14 protein-coding genes are annotated in these 16,895 nt (G+C 65.2%); 8 read left to right on the forward strand and 6 right to left on the reverse strand.

Annotation, left to right across the window (positions count from 1 at the left end; genetic code table 11):
- The coding region (locus tag G8E10_RS16770) for a glycosyltransferase family protein (RefSeq protein ID WP_486187684.1) at positions 1 to 648 on the forward strand (648 nt) is incomplete at its 5' end.
- A gap of 105 nt (positions 649 to 753) precedes the next feature.
- On the opposite strand, the gene G8E10_RS16775 is transcribed toward G8E10_RS16770, so the two are convergent.
- Positions 754 to 1,470: an HAD family hydrolase gene (locus G8E10_RS16775; RefSeq protein ID WP_167130000.1), complete on the reverse strand. Its 717-nt coding sequence runs from the start codon at positions 1,468 to 1,470 to the stop codon at positions 754 to 756.
- 232 nt (positions 1,471 to 1,702) lie between these two features.
- Between G8E10_RS16775 and rpiA the strand changes: the two genes are divergently transcribed.
- The 3 genes from rpiA to gor all read left to right on the forward strand — a co-directional run bounded on the left by rpiA (position 1,703) and on the right by gor (position 4,588).
- The gene (gene rpiA, locus G8E10_RS16780; protein ID WP_110799020.1) at positions 1,703 to 2,407 is read left to right on the forward strand and encodes a ribose-5-phosphate isomerase RpiA; all 705 of its coding nucleotides are present in this window, start codon (positions 1,703 to 1,705) and stop codon (positions 2,405 to 2,407) included.
- A 68-nt stretch (positions 2,408 to 2,475) separates the two neighbouring features.
- Positions 2,476 to 3,039: a DUF2059 domain-containing protein gene (locus tag G8E10_RS16785; RefSeq protein ID WP_167130001.1), complete on the forward strand. Its 564-nt coding sequence runs from the start codon at positions 2,476 to 2,478 to the stop codon at positions 3,037 to 3,039.
- A 160-nt stretch (positions 3,040 to 3,199) separates the two neighbouring features.
- The gene (gene gor / locus G8E10_RS16790; protein ID WP_167130002.1) at positions 3,200 to 4,588 is read left to right on the forward strand and encodes a glutathione-disulfide reductase; all 1,389 of its coding nucleotides are present in this window, start codon (positions 3,200 to 3,202) and stop codon (positions 4,586 to 4,588) included.
- On the opposite strand, the gene G8E10_RS16795 is transcribed toward gor, so the two are convergent.
- Positions 4,558 to 4,791, reverse strand: coding sequence for a hypothetical protein (locus tag G8E10_RS16795; protein ID WP_167130003.1), 234 nt, complete (start codon positions 4,789 to 4,791; stop codon positions 4,558 to 4,560). The two genes, gor and G8E10_RS16795, sit on opposite strands and share 31 nt — an antisense overlap.
- A 150-nt stretch (positions 4,792 to 4,941) precedes the next feature.
- Here G8E10_RS16795 and G8E10_RS16800 point away from each other — a divergent pair, with 150 nt between their 5' ends.
- Positions 4,942 to 5,802 (forward strand): LysR family transcriptional regulator, encoded by an 861-nt coding sequence (locus tag G8E10_RS16800; RefSeq protein WP_167130004.1) that lies wholly within the window; start codon positions 4,942 to 4,944, stop codon positions 5,800 to 5,802.
- Positions 5,803 to 5,968: 166 nt separating this feature from the next.
- A complete protein-coding gene (locus G8E10_RS16805) occupies positions 5,969 to 7,348 on the forward strand; it encodes a class II 3-deoxy-7-phosphoheptulonate synthase (RefSeq protein ID WP_110727987.1) in 1,380 nt (459 codons plus the stop codon).
- A gap of 116 nt (positions 7,349 to 7,464) precedes the next feature.
- Here G8E10_RS16805 and G8E10_RS16810 read toward each other — a convergent pair whose 3' ends face one another.
- On the reverse strand, positions 7,465 to 8,010 hold the full coding sequence (locus G8E10_RS16810) for a DUF1003 domain-containing protein (protein ID WP_110799015.1): 546 nt from the start codon (positions 8,008 to 8,010) through the stop codon (positions 7,465 to 7,467).
- Between the two features lie 251 nt (positions 8,011 to 8,261).
- Here G8E10_RS16810 and G8E10_RS16815 point away from each other — a divergent pair, with 251 nt between their 5' ends.
- Positions 8,262 to 10,160 (forward strand): methyl-accepting chemotaxis protein, encoded by a 1,899-nt coding sequence (locus G8E10_RS16815; RefSeq protein ID WP_167130005.1) that lies wholly within the window; start codon positions 8,262 to 8,264, stop codon positions 10,158 to 10,160.
- Between the two features lie 113 nt (positions 10,161 to 10,273).
- Here the strand turns inward: G8E10_RS16815 and G8E10_RS16820 are convergent, their stop codons facing one another.
- Positions 10,274 to 12,205, reverse strand: coding sequence for an LTA synthase family protein (locus tag G8E10_RS16820; protein ID WP_167130006.1), 1,932 nt, complete (start codon positions 12,203 to 12,205; stop codon positions 10,274 to 10,276).
- Between the two features lie 142 nt (positions 12,206 to 12,347).
- Here G8E10_RS16820 and G8E10_RS16825 point away from each other — a divergent pair, with 142 nt between their 5' ends.
- The gene (locus G8E10_RS16825; RefSeq protein WP_167130007.1) at positions 12,348 to 13,175 is read left to right on the forward strand and encodes a TolB family protein; all 828 of its coding nucleotides are present in this window, start codon (positions 12,348 to 12,350) and stop codon (positions 13,173 to 13,175) included.
- Between the two features lie 9 nt (positions 13,176 to 13,184).
- Here G8E10_RS16825 and G8E10_RS16830 read toward each other — a convergent pair whose 3' ends face one another.
- The gene (locus G8E10_RS16830; RefSeq protein WP_167130008.1) at positions 13,185 to 14,405 is read right to left on the reverse strand and encodes a DUF2865 domain-containing protein; all 1,221 of its coding nucleotides are present in this window, start codon (positions 14,403 to 14,405) and stop codon (positions 13,185 to 13,187) included.
- 168 nt (positions 14,406 to 14,573) lie between these two features.
- The gene (locus G8E10_RS16835; protein ID WP_167130009.1) at positions 14,574 to 16,886 is read right to left on the reverse strand and encodes an NADP-dependent malic enzyme; all 2,313 of its coding nucleotides are present in this window, start codon (positions 16,884 to 16,886) and stop codon (positions 14,574 to 14,576) included.
- Positions 16,887 to 16,895 lie beyond the last annotated feature (9 nt).

Below are 16,895 nucleotides of genomic sequence, written 5' to 3' on the forward strand. Positions count from 1 at the left end.
CGCAGTGAGGCGCTTGGGGGGGGCGGGGCGGAGGCTGGAGGCGAAGAGGCGCCGCGGACGTGCCTCATCCTTCCCGGTTCGCGCGGCTCCGAGATCACGCGGCTGCTGCCGGTGTTCCGCGAGGCGGTGGAGATCATGGCGCGGCGGACACCTGCGTTCCGCTTCGTCTTGCCGACCGTGCCGCGGCAGGCCGAGCATGTACGGGAGATGGTGCGCGACTGGCCGGTCAATGTCGAGGTGCTGGTGGGAACGCCGGCCAAGTGGCAGGCCTTTGCCGAGGCCGATGTCGCCATGGCGGCCTCCGGCACGGTCATCCTCGAACTCGGCCTTTGCAGCATTCCCGTCGTGTCGAACTACAAGGCGGACTGGCTGATCCGGATGATGCACAAGCGCATCCGCATCTGGACCGCCAACCTGCCGAACCTGATCGCCGACTATGTGATCGTTCCGGAATATTTTAACGAATCGATCCGGCCCGGCGCGCTCGCCCGCTGGATGGAACGGCTTGCGCTCGACACGCCGGAACGCCGCGCAATGATCGACGGTTTCGATACGGTGTGGGACGTCATGCGCACGGACGTGCCGCCCGGCGAGCGGGCGGCAGAGGTCGTGCTCGAGACGATGGCAGCGAAGGCTGCACGCCTCTAGAGGCTGTCAGGTTCGTTCTGAACCAGCCAGACTCTAAATCCCTCTTTTGTCGTTTGTCTCTTCGGGATAACCGGATTCCACTTATCCCAGACAAACTCTAGCGCGTCAGGCTTTGTCGGCCAGAAGGCGCTCGATGAGATCGGGGGTCAGTTCGGTGAAATGGGTGATGACGATGGTGGGGTCGAGGGTTTCCACGGCGACGTCGGAATAGCCGAAGGGGACGGCGATGGAGGGGATGGCGGCGTTCTGGGCGACGAGAATGTCGTTGCGGCTGTCGCCGATCATCACTGCGCGCCCGGGCGTTCCCCCGGCAAGGCGGATGGTGGCGAGCAGATGCTCGGCATGGGGCTTGCGGACGTCGAACGTGTCGCCGCCGGTGATCGCCGCAAAGCGGGCGGTGAGACCGAGGGTTTCGAGCAGCGTTCGTGCGAGCATTTCCAGCTTGTTGGTGCAGACGGCCAGCAGGTAGCCGGCGTCCGACAGCCGGTCCATGGCATCGAGCACGCCGGGATAGGGCATGGAAGCGCCGGGCATCGTGGCGTGGTAATGGGCGACGAATTCCTTCATCTGCCAGGCGAGATCGTCTTCGCTCAGCGGCTTGCCGCGCAGCTTGAACGTCCGCTCGATCATGGCCTGTGCGCCGTGGCCGACGAGATGGGTCAGGTCGTCATAGCCGACCGGTGCGAGGCCCGCCTGCGTGACCGCGTGATTGAGGCTCGCGACGAGATCGGGCGCGGTATCGACCAGCGTGCCGTCGAGATCGAAGACGATGGTGGCGGGGGCCGGGGAGCTGGATGAGGAGGCGCTGGATGAGTGGGACATGGTGGCGCGGCCTTTGCGGGTCTGGAGTCCGGGTCTGGGGTTTGCCTGCCGGGGTATGCGACCGCGGGCGGAAATGCAATCTGTCTCGGTTCGACGGCGATCGGCCGGTCGCTTGAGGGGGCACGTTCGGCGGGGTGTTCGTGCCAGGGGCTTTCCTCTGTCGCATGGGCCGTGTAAACCTCCGGGCGGCCGGGCCTGCCCGGACCACGGGTTCAACGGGAGACAGCGGCGCATGGATGCCCGCCACATGAAGATCAAGGCCGCCGAGGCGGCGCTCGCGCATGTCGAGGACGGCATGCGGCTCGGGATCGGAACCGGCTCGACGGCCGAAGAGTTCATTCGCCTGCTCGCCGAAAAGGTCGCGGACGGTTTTCGCATCGAGGGTGTTCCGACATCCGAGCGCACGGCGCGGCTATGCCTCGACCTCGGCATTCCCCTGCGCTCGCTGGACGAGCTGCCGGAACTGGACCTGACGATCGATGGCGCAGACGAGGTCGATTCCAACCTCAACCTCATCAAGGGCGGCGGCGGGGCGCTCCTGCGGGAGAAGATCGTGGCATCCTCCTCGGCGCGGATGATCGTCATTGCCGACGAGAGCAAGGTCGTGGACACGCTCGGCGCCTTCAAGCTGCCGATCGAAATCAACCCTTTCGGGCAGAAGGCGACGCTGATCGCCATCGAGAAAACCGCCGCACGGCTGGGGCTTGCGGGCGATCTCACCTTGCGCAGTTCCGGCGACGGGCTGTTCGAGACGGACGGTGGACATCTGATCGTGGATGCATCTTTTGGCCGCATTCCTGATGCAGATGCGCTGGCGCGCGAGCTGAACGGACTTCCGGGCGTGGTCGAGCACGGCCTCTTCATCGGCATGGCTTCTCTGGCGATCATCGCCGGCGAGGCGGGTGCCAGGGTGATGACGAGCGCACGATCGACCTGATCCCTATTCCCATTTACCGGACGCGTCGAACCGGCGCGACGCCCAAGAACACACAGGAGCTTTTTCGCATGAACAGATTTGCAGGCCGGGTCCGCGTCTTGACCACCTTCGTCCTTCTCGCCACCACGGCACCGGCAGCCTTTGCGCAGGACGTGACGGAAGACCACCTGAAGGCCGCGCGCGCCGCCATCTCCGCCATCGGTGCCACCGACAATTTCGACAACATCCTGCCAAACCTTGCCGAGCGCCTGAAGGCCAACCTGATCCAGTCCTCGCCGAACTATCAGGACCTGATCTCCTCGACCATCGACGCCAAGGCGCTGGAACTGGCCGGCCGCCGCGCCGATCTGGAGCGGGAAGCCGCGACCATCTATGCCAAGACCTTCACCGTGGAACAGCTCAACGCCATCAGCGCCTTCTACCAGTCGGAAGCCGGCAAGAAGCTGCTGAACGACGGCCCGATCGCGTCCCGGGAAATGCTGAAGGCGGCCGACATCTGGGCGGCCGGCGTTTCGCGCGACCTGAACGCGGAAGCCACTAAGTCGCTGCAGGCAACGCTCGCCCCGCCGGCCGACGCCGCTGCCGGCCAGGCTCCGGCCGCACCGGCACCCGCAGCGACACCGGCGCCCTGAGGCTATCGCTCGATCATCTTGATGACGTCTTTGCGCCCTCCGGACCTTCCGGGGGGCTTTTCTTTTGTCGGTCCGGCGCACTATATCAGTCGCATGCCAACGGGCAGCGCCGGACGTGACCGCGCCGCGCCCGCCTCTTCTCGGTTCCCGGAGCCCTTCCATGACATCTTACGATTATGATCTCTTCGTCATCGGCGGCGGGTCCGGCGGGGTGCGCAGCGGGCGCGTTGCGGCATCGCTCGGCAAGAAGGTCGCGATCGCCGAGGAATTCCGCTACGGCGGCACATGCGTCATTCGCGGCTGCGTGCCAAAGAAACTCTACGTCTATGCCTCGGCGTTCTCGACCGATTTCAAGGATGCCGAAGGCTTCGGCTGGACGGTCGGGGAGACATCCTTCGACTGGCATAAACTGGTGGCGGCCAAGGAAGCCGAGATCACCCGGCTGGAAGGGCTCTATCAGAAGGGGCTCGCCAATGCCGGCGCGGAGATTTTTCACACGCGGGCGGAGCTGGTCGGGCCGAACAGCATAAAGTTGATCTCGACCGGTCGCATCGTGACCGCGGAGCGGATCGTGATCGCCGTCGGCGGACGTCCGGCCCCGCATGATGCGCTGCCGGGCCATGAGCTGACGATCACCTCCAACGAGGTGTTCGACCTGCCCGAACTGCCGAAATCCATCCTGATTGCCGGCGGCGGCTATATCGCCGTGGAATTCGCCAACATCATGCACGGGCTCGGCGTCGAGACGACGCTGATCTATCGCGGCAAGCAGATCCTCTCGCGGTTCGACAACGACATGCGCGAGGGCCTGCAGAAGGCCATGACCGACAAGGGCATCCATATCCTCTGCGAGGACATCATCGAAACCATTTCGGACGCCGAGGCTGGCGGGCGGCTGGTGACGACGCTGAAGGGCGAGATTCTGACGGTGGATCAGGTGATGCTGGCGCTCGGCCGCGTGCCCAACACGGAAGGCCTCGGGCTGGAGGCTGCGGGCGTGAAGACCGACCATCAAGGGGCGATCGTCGTGGACGCGTTCTCGCGCACCAGCGCGCCGGGCGTCTATGCGCTGGGGGACGTGACCAACCGCGTGCAACTGACGCCGGTCGCCATCCACGAGGCGATGTGCTTCATCGAGACGGAGTACAAGGGCAACCCGACCTCGCCCGACCATGACCTGATCGCCACCGCCGTGTTCTCCCAGCCGGAAATCGGCACCGTGGGCCTGTCGGAAGACGAGGCCGCGCGCACGCTGCCGGATGTCGAGATCTACCGGACGGAGTTCCGGCCGATGCGCGCCACGCTGTCGGGCCGCTCCGAGAAGACGATCATGAAGCTGGTCGTGAATGCGGAAAACCGCAAGGTGGTCGGCGCGCATATTCTGGGCCCAAGCGCCGGCGAGATGGCGCAGCTTCTCGGCATCTCGCTGAAGGCAGGTGTCACCAAGGACGATTTCGCCCGGACGATGGCCGTGCATCCCACGGCGTCGGAAGAGCTGGTGACGATGTATGCACCGAGCTACCGGCTGCGCAACGGCGAGCGGGTGTAGAGCCGGATCGGCCTCGGCCGACGCGCCGGCTTCGATGATCGGGAGGGATGCCGGGTGAGTGCCGCGAGAAGCGGCACGAGCCAGCGCAGGCCATCCCAGGTGGTGTCGTCGAGCGGATCGGCGAAGACGTCGATTTTCCGCTTGCCGTGCGGGCGGGTGTTGTTACGGCCTGTTAGGGCGAGGATAAGAAGCTGGTCTCGCATGGGGCTCTCCTTCTCAAGGTGCATGATGGGGAGATAGCCGTCTGCCGCGCGCGATCGTAGACGCGGGAATGAAAGGGGCGTTTCATTCCTGCAGGGAGGCCACCTTTCGTCCTGGTGCTATAAGGGCCAAGCGCGTGAAGGGGACGGACGATGGACGAGACGGCTTGGGACGACCTGCAACTCTTTCTGCATGTGGCGATGGCGGGCGGCCTGAGCGCTGCAGCGGTGCGCACGGGCCTGAGCGCACCGACGATCGGACGCCGGATGCTGGCTCTGGAAAAATCCCTCGGCCGCTCCCTGTTCGAGCGTAGCCAGCAGGGTTACCGGCTGGCGCATGACGGCGAGATCCTGCTCGGCCATGTTCGTGGCATGCAGGCTGCCGTGGCCGGAATTGCCGGGTGGCGGTTCGAGCTTCCCATCGTAACGCTGGCCGGCGACAGCTGGACGGCCGGGTTCATGGCCGACCATATCGATGTGCTGCGGGGGCCGTTGGATCGCTTCCGGCTGTGCTGTCGGGACACGACAGAGGAACTGGCCTTTCGCGGCGTGGATGTCAGCCTGCTTCCCAAGGCACCGGCCGGCGGCAATGTCGCGGCGTTGCGATCGATCGGCATGCGCTATGCCGTCTATGTCGCGCGGCAGGCGCCGGCGGAGACGCGGGGGCGATGGATCTCGATGTCCACGGATACGGCGCGGCTGGCGCCGGAGCGCTGGGTCTTCGAGAACCATGAGGCCGACATCCACACCTGGACGACGAGCTTCGACCTTCTTCACCGGCTGGTGCGCAACGGGGCGGGGCGCAGCCTGATGCCGGTTTTCGTGGGGGATGCCGATCCGGAGCTGGAGCGGATCGGCGAACCCGTCGCAGCACTCGATCATGCGCTCCATATCGTCAGCCACGACGACGAGCGGCATCGCCCCGAGGTGCGGCTGGTGATCGAGCGTCTGGCGGCGCTGCTAAAAGCCAAGGCGGGCCTGTTTTCCGGGCAATCCGTCATGGCGCCGGCCTGAGCGTCAGGCACGGCGAACGCCGGGGCGGCCGCGGCCGACAGAGCCGGCGACGGGCTTTGCAAGCGGCATCTTAACGTCTATAAGCCCGCATCGAAGAGGGCGCCGGAGGAGGCGCCCCGTGCGACGAGGCCCGCCGATTGAGGCGGGACCGTGAAAGGCGATCGAGATGGCACAGAACTGGACACCGACCAGCTGGAGGCAGAAGCCTATCAGCCAAGTTCCCGACTTCCCGGATGCATCCGTCCTGGCGGCGACCGAGGCGCAGCTTGCGACCTATCCGCCGCTCGTCTTTGCCGGTGAAGCGCGCAACCTGAAGAAGGCGCTTGCCAATGTTTCCGAAGGCCGCGGCTTCCTGCTGCAGGGCGGCGACTGCGCCGAGAGCTTTGCCGAGCACGGCGCCGATACGATCCGCGACTTCTTCCGCGCCTTCCTGCAGATGGCTGTGGTGCTCACGTTCGGTGCCCAGCAGCCGGTCGTCAAGGTCGGCCGCATCGCCGGTCAGTTCGCCAAGCCCCGCTCGTCCAACATCGAGCGGCAGGGCGACATCGAGCTTGCGAGCTATCGCGGCGACATCATCAACGGCATCGACTTCACGCCTGAGTCGCGCATTCCGAACCCGGAACGCCAGATCATGGCCTACCGCCAGTCGGCGGCGACCCTGAACCTGCTGCGCGCCTTCGCGATGGGCGGCTACGCCAATCTCGACAATGTGCACCAGTGGATGCTCGGCTTCGTCAAGGACAGCCCGCAGGCCGAGCGCTACCGCAAGCTCGCCGACCGGATTTCCGAAACGATGGACTTCATGAAGGCCATCGGCATCACGCCGGAGACGAACCCGTCGCTGCGCGAGACCGATTTCTTCACCAGCCACGAGGCGCTGCTGCTCGGCTACGAACAGGCGCTGACCCGCGTCGATTCGACCTCGGGCGACTGGTACGCGACATCGGGCCACATGATCTGGATCGGCGACCGCACGCGCCAGCCGGACCATGCCCATGTCGAATATTGCCGCGGGATCAAGAACCCGATCGGCCTGAAATGCGGTCCGTCGATGACGGCCGACGGGCTGATCGAGCTGATCGATATCCTCAACCCTGCCAACGAGGCGGGCCGGTTGACGCTGATCTGCCGCTTCGGCCACGACAAGGTTGCCGAGCACCTGCCGCGCCTCATCCGCGCCGTGCAGCGCGAAGGCAAGAAGGTCGTGTGGTCCTGCGACCCAATGCATGGCAACACGATCACGCTCAACAGCTACAAGACCCGGCCGTTCGAGCGGATCCTCAGCGAAGTGGAAAGCTTCTTCCAGATCCACCGTGCCGAAGGCACGCATCCGGGTGGTATCCACATCGAGATGACAGGCAACGACGTGACGGAATGCACGGGCGGCGCCCGCGCACTCTCGGGTGCCGACCTTGGCGACCGTTACCACACGCATTGCGACCCGCGCCTCAACGCCGATCAGGCGCTGGAACTGGCCTTCCTGCTCGCCGAGCGGATGAAGGGCGGACGCGATGAGAAGCGGATGCTCGTCAACGGCTGGGCATAAGCCGCCGTCGATGATGTGACGTCCTTGCCAAGTTTGCAGGGGCCGGAGAGCGATCTCCGGCCCTTTTGCTGTCTGCGCCTCTGGTGGGATCGAGCCGAACGTTCAGCGAGAGCCCCTCAGTTCCGCTTGTTCTCGTAGGCTTCGAGACGGTCGTGGAGGCGGGCGATGTTGGCCTGAAGGGTGGCGATTTCCTTGAGGAGGACGTCGTCGATCTTGTGGTGGATGGAGATGAGTTCGATCTCCGACTTGAGGTTCACTTCATAGTCCTTCGAGGCATTCAGCCGGTCCTTGGCGGCCTCGCGGTTCTGCGACATCATGATGACCGGCGCCTGCAGGGCGGCGACCATGGAGAGGACGAGATTGAGGAAGATGAAGGGGTAGGGATCGAAGGCTTCGCTCTGGGTGAGGAGGAGGGTGTTCACCAGCGCCCAGGCGGCGAGGAAGACGAGAAAGCTGATGATGAAGGCCCAGGAGCCGCCGACGCGGGCGATCTGGTCGGCGAGGCGATCGCCAAAACTCTGGCTTGCGACGAAGCTGGCATTGACGTCCTCCGACAGTGTCTGGCGCGCATGCGCTCTTCCGATCACGCGGCGCTCGACCGCGCCGAGGGCTGCCGCCGGTTTGTTGAAGAGGCGGTGCGAGATATCTTCGATGGTGGACATGCGGGCTCCGGGGTCCTGAAACGCTCTGTGAGAGCGATACCGCCCTGTTTTCGGCGAAACTGTGTCGTTTCGCGGCAGGGTGTAAAAGTGGGGAAAATGCGGAAGGTAAGTTAAGTCTTAGTTATTCGTTTCCGCGCTAAAAATGAAACCGCGCGATGTGCGAAACTCCCCTTATGCGCCTTGTCGGACATCATGTCCTCCCGCTTCTTAACTGTCTTTGCGCGGTGATGCGCTTCACCGGAGTTTTTCGCATGTCGTTTCAAAATCTTTCCATCCTGAAAAAGGTCGGGCTGGTCGTCCTCGTGATGGGACTGTCCTCCGCCGCCATCGCCGCCGTGGGCATACGGGGCATCGGAGCGCTGGAGGAGACGATGGTTTCCGTCGGTGCGCGCGAGGAGGTCGCCCGCGAGGCGATGGATCTGCGGGTCGACGTCATCTCCATCAGCCGCATGACCTACCAGCTGGCCGCAGAGCCGGCCAAGGCGGCGGATGTCCGCACCGAGGCCGCGCGGCGGCAGAGCGAGATGCTGGCACGCCTGCCGAAGATCGAGGCTGCCGCCGACGCGACGCAAAAGGCCCAGATCAAGACGGTCGAGGAGAAGCTCACGTCCTATTTTGCCACGATCGATGCGATGGTGGACGCGGCAGCCGCACCCAGCGCCGACACCGCCTCCATGGCAGGGCCGCTCGGCCTGGCGCTCGATGCGCAGAAGGCAGTAACGGCCGCGGTCAAGGTTTACAGCACTTATTCCGGCGATGCGCTGGCGGCCGCCCGTGCCGAGGCCCTGCAAAGTTCGTCCACGACCATGTTCGTCGCGATCGGCGCCGCCATTGCCGCCATCGCACTCGGCGGCTTCGTCAGCCTGCTGGTCGCGCGCCGCGGCATTGTCGCTCCGGTCCGCGAGATGACCGGGGTCATGCGCGAGCTGTCCGAGGGACGGCTGGATGTCGGCACGATGGACACCGCGCGCCGTGACGAGATCGGCGAGATGGCGCGGGCGCTCGACGTCTTCCGCCGCAACGCTATCGCCATGCGGGACATGAAGGCACAGGAGGCGGCCCTGCAGGCGAGCAGCAGCGACCTCCAGTCGAGCATCGCCTCCGTCGTTGCCGCCGCTGTTGCCGGCGACTTCACGGCGCGTATCGATCGCGATTACGGATCGCCCGACCTCAACCGCTTTGCCGCCAGCGTCAACGAACTGGTCGGCAGCGTGGACCAAGCGATCGCCGAACTGCGCCGCGTCATCGAAGCGCTGTCGCAGGCCGACCTGACGCAGAGCATGAACGGTCGGTTCCAGGGCGCGTTCGGAGAACTGCAGGCCAATGTCAACGCGACGATGGTGACGCTGCGCTCTACCATGGAGAGCGTGCGCGGCGCGGGCTCGACCATTTCGGAAAGCTCGGCGGAACTGAGCGGGGCGGCGAACGACCTGTCGAAGCGCACCGAGCAGCAGGCCGCGGCGCTGGAAGAGACGGCGGCGGCCCTCGACGAGATCACCGCCACGGTCCGCACGGCCTCCATGCGGGCGAACGAAGCGCAGGACATGGTGCGCGAGACCAAGGCCAGCGCCGAACGGTCCGGCGCCATCGTGCGCAGCGCCGTCGATGCCATGGGACGGATCGAGGACTCCTCCAGCCGTATCGGGCAGATCATCGGCGTGATCGACGAGATCGCCTTCCAGACCAACCTGCTCGCGCTGAATGCCGGTGTGGAAGCGGCGCGCGCCGGGGAAGCCGGTCGCGGCTTTGCCGTCGTCGCGCAGGAAGTCCGCGAGCTTGCCCAGCGTTCGGCCAATGCCGCCAAGGAGATCAAGACGCTGATCAGCGCCTCGGCTTCGGAAGTCGAGGGCGGCGTGACGCTGGTGCGCTCCACCGGCACGGCACTGCTGGAGATCGAGAAGCTGGTCAATCAGGTCAATGGTCATGTGGAGAGCATCGCCACGGCCTCGCGCGAGCAGGCCACGGCGCTGGGCGAGATCAACACCTCCGTCAACCACATGGACCAGATGACGCAGAAGAACGCCGCCATGGTGGAAGAGACGACGGCCGCCAGCGAGACCCTCGCCGACCAGAGCCGCCAGTTGCAGCAGCTCCTCGCACGGTTCCGCCTGGAGCAGGGTTATGAGGCCGGTGTGCGCCGCGCGGCGTGAGGTTTGGCGGAAAAGGATGACGAGGGGCGCAGACGATGTCCGCGCCCCTTTTGTATTTCAGATGTGTGGCGTTCTGACCGCCTGTTCGCTCCGCGGTTCCGAAGGGCAGCCGATCACATCACCGGCTGCGGAAACAGCTCCGCGTGAGTTTCGAAGAAGCGGTCGGTGCCGTAGCGTTTGCCGAACATCATGTCGTGCTGGAGGAAGCGGTAGTCGCGCAGCACGGAAGGGATCTTCTTGTTGCGGGACCAGGCTTCGGTGTCCTTGCCGGCGGCGTCGATGAGCATGTAGCGGTCGACGACGTGGTAGCGATTGAAGACGTCGCCGAGGAAGGCGGTGTAGTATGGGTGCTCGAAGCCGCCGGTCTTCAGGATCTGGTAGGAGAGGAAGGCCGGGCTGATGGTGCCGACGTTCTTCACCGGGCCGGTCTTGTTCGACCAGATGACCAGCGGCGTCTCGTGGCTCGCCGCCATCTGCTCGACCGTGCCTTTGCGCGACGCCGTGACGTCGGGCATGTAGCCGGTGGAGGTATAGACGGTGTTCAGCGGCGGCAGGTGGTCGCCGAAGAGCACGATGATGGTCTCGCGGTCGCGTTCCTTGGCCCAATCCATCAGCATCTTCAGGCTGTCATCGGCCTCCTTCACGCCCTGCGCATAGGTTTCCAGCACCTGCCGGTCGTTCTCCGGCAGGTCGCCTTCAACCTTGATGGTGTTGTGCGCATAGCGGTTGGCCTCGTAGGGGCCGTGGCCCTGCAGCGTCACCGTGAAGAAGAAGAACGGATCGCGCAGTTCGTCGGCTTGGCGCATGATCTCTTTGGTCAGGGATTCGTCGGAGGTGAAGATGCCGCGCTTCTCCATGGGCGGCAGGTTTTCCTCCGAGCGAAACTGCTCGAAGCCGAAGGACTTGTAGACGGCGCTGCGGTTCCAGAACCAGCCCTGGAACGGGTGGACGGCGCGCGCGACATAGCCTTCGCCGCGGAAGAAGGTGGCGAGCGAGGGGATCGGGTTGCGGATGTACTGCTGGTAGGGAATGCTGCCATAGGGCAGGAAGGCATTCGAGAAGCCGGTCAGCGCCTCGAACTCGACATTGGCCGTCATGCCGCCGAACTCCGGCGAGAAGACGTCGCCGGACTGCATTTCGCGGATCGTCGGCATGGGATCCGGCGTGAGCTTCACGTTCGGCAGGCGGGTCGGATCCCAGAAGGATTCGCTCATGAGGACGATGACGTCGGGCTTGCCGCGATGCGACGTGCCGGCGGGCACAGGCTCGGTCGGGATCGCGTCGATGGCGTTGGCCATGTAGCCGGGAGGGGCCGCGACGTTCGCCATCGGCAGGTTCAGCACGAAGGCGAGCGTGAAGCCGTTGTGGCGGTAGTTTTCGGTCTGGTCCCACATGATGGGGATGATCTGCAGCCGGTCGCGCACCCAGGAGAACTGGTTGTAATCCATCAGGTGGTAGAAGCCGCCGAGGAGCGGCAGGGCGACCGCAAGGCGCGCAATGCGCTGGCGGCGCGTGAGCCTCGGGAACCGGCGCCAGGCGTGGCGGATGAGCCAGGTGAGGCCGGCCAGCGACAGGACGAGGCCGACGGCGATACAGATTGCCGTTCCTGGCCGATCGCGCACAAGAACGGGCATCAGCTCCAGGATCTGGCGGCCGAACAGGAAGTCTGTGGGATAGAGCGGATCGGAGAGGAAGATCTGCTTCTGGCGCGTGATGAGCGCCGGGACCAGCGCCAGCGGGGCGAGCAGGACGAGCCCGTATTCCGCGCGGCCGACGATGGCATCGACAGCGAGGAAGAGCAGGAAGAAGACGAAGGCCGTGACGAAGGCCGGGCGGGCAGGATCGAGGAGGAAGGCGTAGGCTTCGGCTGCCGAATTGCGGGCGATCCACTCGACGATGAAGATCAGCGAGACTGCCAGCAGAAACGAGACGACGATGCCGCGGATGTTGGACAGGATCTTCGACGGACGCAGGTCCTGGACCGCTGTCGGTCCATAGACGTCCACGGAGGGTTTGACGTTCACGGCTGACTGAAAACTCGCCATGGCCGGCTCCCTTCACAAATTCTTCGCATGACTGTCATACCGATGTCATGTTGAACAGGGGATGAATGTGCTTTCCCACGCACAATGCCTGTGATTTCATTGTTTTCGGTGGGGTGTTGCATTCCCGCGCGGAGGAGACGGCATGCGCAGTTCGGTCGAGATATTCACTGTGGAAACAGGCGAGACGCAGGTGGTCTGGCAGACAGACCGGCTGGTGGAGGCGCCGAATTTCGCGCCCGACGGCAACGGCCTGATCGTCAACGACGATGGCCGGCTCTGGCGCCTCGGTCTCGATGGCGGAGAGCCGGAGATGATCGACACGGGCTTTGCAGGCAGATTGAACAACGACCATGGCGTTTCGCCGGATGGGCAACGGCTCGCGATCAGCGACAAGACGGAATTCGGGAAATCTGCGATCTACACGCTGCCGATCGGCGGGGGAACGCCGACGCTCGTGACCCCGAACCTGCCCTCCTACTGGCATGGCTGGTCGCCGGATGGCAGGCGGCTGACCTATTGCGGCATTCGCGACCAGGTGTTCGATATCTACACGATTGCCGTCGATGGCGGCGAGGAGACGCGCCTGACGCGGGGCGAAGGGCGCAATGATGGGCCGGACTATTCGGCCGACGGGCGCTGGATCTATTTCAACTCCAGCCGGTCTGGCCACATGCAAATCTGGCGGGTGCCAGCGGAGGGCGGGCCGGCGGAACGCATCACCGACAGCCCCTATGGCGACTGGTTTCCGCATCCCTCGCCGGATGGCCGCAGCGTCCTCGTCATTTCCTATGACGGCGATGTGTTCGACCATCCGCGCGACCTGACGGTGCGGCTGCGGCTGATGGACCCTGACGGCGGCAACGCCCGGGAATTGTTCGAGCTCTTCGGCGGGCAGGGCACGATGAACGTGCCGAACTGGTCTCCGGACGGGAAGAGCTTCGCCTTCGTCCGCTATGCGCCGGTGTCGTAAGCGCCCGTCTCAGTTCGTCTGCTGCTGCTGGTAGCCGGGGCCTGCGGGGTGGTGCAGGTCGATGGAGGATTCCTCGGCCGGCAGGAAGGAGGGGCCGACCTGGCGGACGCGGTTCGCCTTGGGGTCGTAAGGCCGCTCGTTGACGGCGGGCGAGGGTGTCTCGACAGGCGCCGTGGCCGGAAGGAACACTTTCGGGGCGGCAGGCTCCGGGGCCGTGGGTGCGGCGGTGGCGGGTTGCGGCTTCGTGGTGATGGTGACCACCGCCTTGTCGGATGGGGTGCTCATGCGGGGAGCGGGTGCATCGGCGGGCAAGGTCGAGAAACCGGAACCCGGGTTCGTGGCGGCCGATTGCGACGGAATGCGGCAGCCGCACTGGCTGCGGGCAGCGGGGCTTCCGCTCTTGTAGGCGAACGCCGTGGGCAGATCGGTATAGGGGCTGCCGGTGCTGGCCGAGATCATGTCCTGCGTCTCGCCGGTCAGCGGATGATAGTAGAGTTCGGTCGTCGCCCCCGGGCAGCGTGCGCTGCAGGTTTGCGCATCGCGCTCGAAATCGTCCGGCGTGGCGTTGGCGGAGATCGGGAAGAACGAGCCGTCGCAGGTGCGCACGCACATGGTGCGCAACGGACCGTCCTGCGTCAGGAGATGAAGGTTGGGGGCGGACAGGTCCGTTATCGGCGGCTCGGACACAGGCCCGTCGGAAGGCCCCCTCAGGCTCGTCTCTTCGCTGCCGATCGGCGGGAGGTCGGCGATGATGTTGCGGAAGCGGCGAGGTTCGGATGCATCTGGCCCCGAGACCGACGCGCTGACGAGATCGCTGTCGACCGCCTCGCAGCGGTTGGCCTGCAGGGCCACCAGCACGCGGCGGCGGGCGGCGTCATCGTCCGAGCCCGCAATCTCTTCCGCGCGATGCGCCTTCAGGTCCGCGAGATCTTCGCTGATGGCGGTGATGCGGTTGTCGAGGTCGGCGCAGGCCTCTTCGTTGTCGCCATTGATGACGGTGACGCTGTCCGTGCTGCAGCCGAGCGCCCGCTGCTGGCTGCGCGCACTGCGAAGCTCCAGATTCTGGCGCGTGATGGCGCCGGTAACGTTGCGCTGCCGGGTGTCGTCATAGCCGCTGTCGTTCGACACCGTCTCGGGCAGGTCGGCGAGGCGCGCAAACAACCTGTCGCAGAGCGGAGAGGCTTCGGCACCCGCGGACAGGCACAGGAGCGGCGCGAGCAATGCGGCCATGGACACTCTGCGGATACTCAAACGTCGCCTGCCTCGGTGGGAATGTCCGGTCTCCCGGAGAGACCGATAAGATCCGCGCCCTCGGGAAGCGCGGATAAGACGATATCATAGACGCTTTGCATCTCTCTGCAACGCGCCTCGCGATCACATTCGCGCGGCCAGAACGGTTCAAACCGGGTGTGACGCTTCCACCACGGCCAGGGCCGCCATGTTCACGACGCCACGCGAGGTGACCGAGGGCGACAGGATGTGGGCGGGCAGGGCGGCGCCGAGCAGGATCGGCCCGACATGCAGGCCGTCGATCATGCTCTTCACCACGCCGAAGGTGATGTTGGCGGCATCCAGATTGGGGAAAACCAAGAGATTGGCATCCTCGTGCAGCGTCGTCGAGGGCATGACGCGTTTGCGCAGGACCTGTGAGATCGCCGATTCGCCGTGCATTTCGCCGTCCGCTTCCAGATCGGGCGCAAGCTCGCGCACGAACTCCATCGCCCGGCGCATCTTGCTGGCGCTTTCCGATTCGCGCGAGCCGAAGTTGGAATGGGAGACGAGGGCGGCGCGGGGCGTGATGCCGAAGCGCTTGATCTCTTCTGCCGCCATGATCGTCTTCTGCGCGATCTCTTCCGAGGTCGGGTTGAAGGTGACGAAGGTGTCGGTAAAGAACGTCGCGCCGTGCTGGGAGATCAGCAGGCTCATGGCCGAGAAATCCAGCGCGCCCGGCCGCTTGCCGATGATCTGCGCGATATCGCGCAGGTGGCGGCTGTAGCGGCCTTCGAGGCCGCAGATCAGCGCATCGGCCTCGCCGCGCTTCAGCGCGATCGCGCCGATGACGGTGTAGTTGGTGCGCACGATGGTGCGGGCGGCTTCCGGGATGACGCCGAGGCGACCGACCAGCGAGAGATACTGATCGACGTAATCCTTGAAGCGGCGGTCGCTTTCCGGATTGATCACCTCGAAATCGGTTTCCGGGCGGATGCGCAGACCGTAGCGCTTGAGGCGCGATTCGATGATCTGCGGGCGCCCGATGAGGATCGGCAGCGCCGTGCCTTCCTCCAGCAGCACCTGGGCGGCGCGCAGCACGCGCTCGTCCTCGCCTTCCGAGAAGATGACCCGCTTTTTTTCGGCGGCTTTCGCCAGCGTGAAGATCGGCTTCATGATGAAGCCGGAGCGGAACACGAAGCGGTTCAGCTGGTCGAGATAGGCATCGAAATCGGTGATCGGCCGGGCGGCGACGCCGCTGTCGGCCGCAGCTTTGGCGACGGCGGGGGCGATGCGCAGGATGAGCCGCTGGTCGAAGGGCGAGGGGATGAGATAGTCCGGGCCGAAGATGGGCGTTTCCTCGGAATAGGCGCGGGCGGCGACATCCGACGGCTCCTCGCGGGCAAGACCGGCGATGGCGCGCACGGCGGCCATCTTCATTTCCTCGTTGATCGTCCGGGCACCGCAATCGAGCGCGCCCCGGAAGATGTAAGGGAAGCAGAGGACGTTGTTGACCTGGTTGGGGAAGTCCGACCGGCCGGTGCAGATCATGGCGTCCGGCCGTGCCGCGCGGGCAAGGCTTGGCATGATTTCCGGGTTGGGGTTGGCGAGCGCCATGATGAGCGGCTTGTCCGCCATCTGCACCAGCAGTTCCGGCTTCAGCACGCCGGCCGCCGACAGGCCGAGGAAGACGTCGGCATTGGCGATGCTGTCGGCCAGCACCCGGTTGTCGCTCTTCTGGGCGTAGATCGACTTCCACTCGTCCATCAGGACTTCGCGGCCCTCGTAGACGAGGCCTTCGAGATCGTGGACCCAGATGTTTTCGCGCCGGGCGCCGAGCTCGACCAGAAGATTGAGGCAGGCGAGGGCTGCGGCACCGGCGCCGGAGGTGACGATCTTCGCCTTGGCGATGTCCTTGCCGGCGAGTTCGAGGCCATTGAGGATGGCCGCGGCGACGATGATGGCGGTGCCGTGCTGGTCGTCGTGGAAGACGGGAATGTCCATCTTCGCGCGCAGCTGGCGCTCGACCTCGAAACATTCCGGAGCCTTGATGTCCTCGAGGTTGATGCCGCCGAAGGTCGGCTCCAGCGCCGAGATGACATCGACCATGCGGGAGATTTCCGGCGCATCGATCTCGATGTCGAACACGTCGATGCCTGCGAATTTCTTGAAGAGGACGGCTTTGCCCTCCATCACGGGCTTGGAAGCCAACGGGCCGATATTGCCGAGGCCGAGCACGGCGGAGCCGTTGGAGACGACGGCAACGAGGTTGGCGCGCGCCGTGTATTCGGCGGCCATGGACGGGTCGTCGCGGATGGCGAGACAGGGTGCGGCGACGCCCGGGGAATAGGCGAGCGCGAGGTCGCGCTGGTTGCCGAGCGGCTTCGTCGCCTGGATCTCCAGCTTGCCGGGACGGGGATACCGGTGGAAGAACAGCGCCTGCTCGTCAAGGTCGCCGCCGGCCGGTGTCTTCGGTGTCTTGGTGTCTTCGCCGCTGCTCATCGCGTCAGT

This window comes from Ferranicluibacter rubi, assembly GCF_011603255.1.
GTDB classification, from domain to species: Bacteria; Pseudomonadota; Alphaproteobacteria; order Rhizobiales; family Rhizobiaceae; genus Ferranicluibacter; species Ferranicluibacter rubi.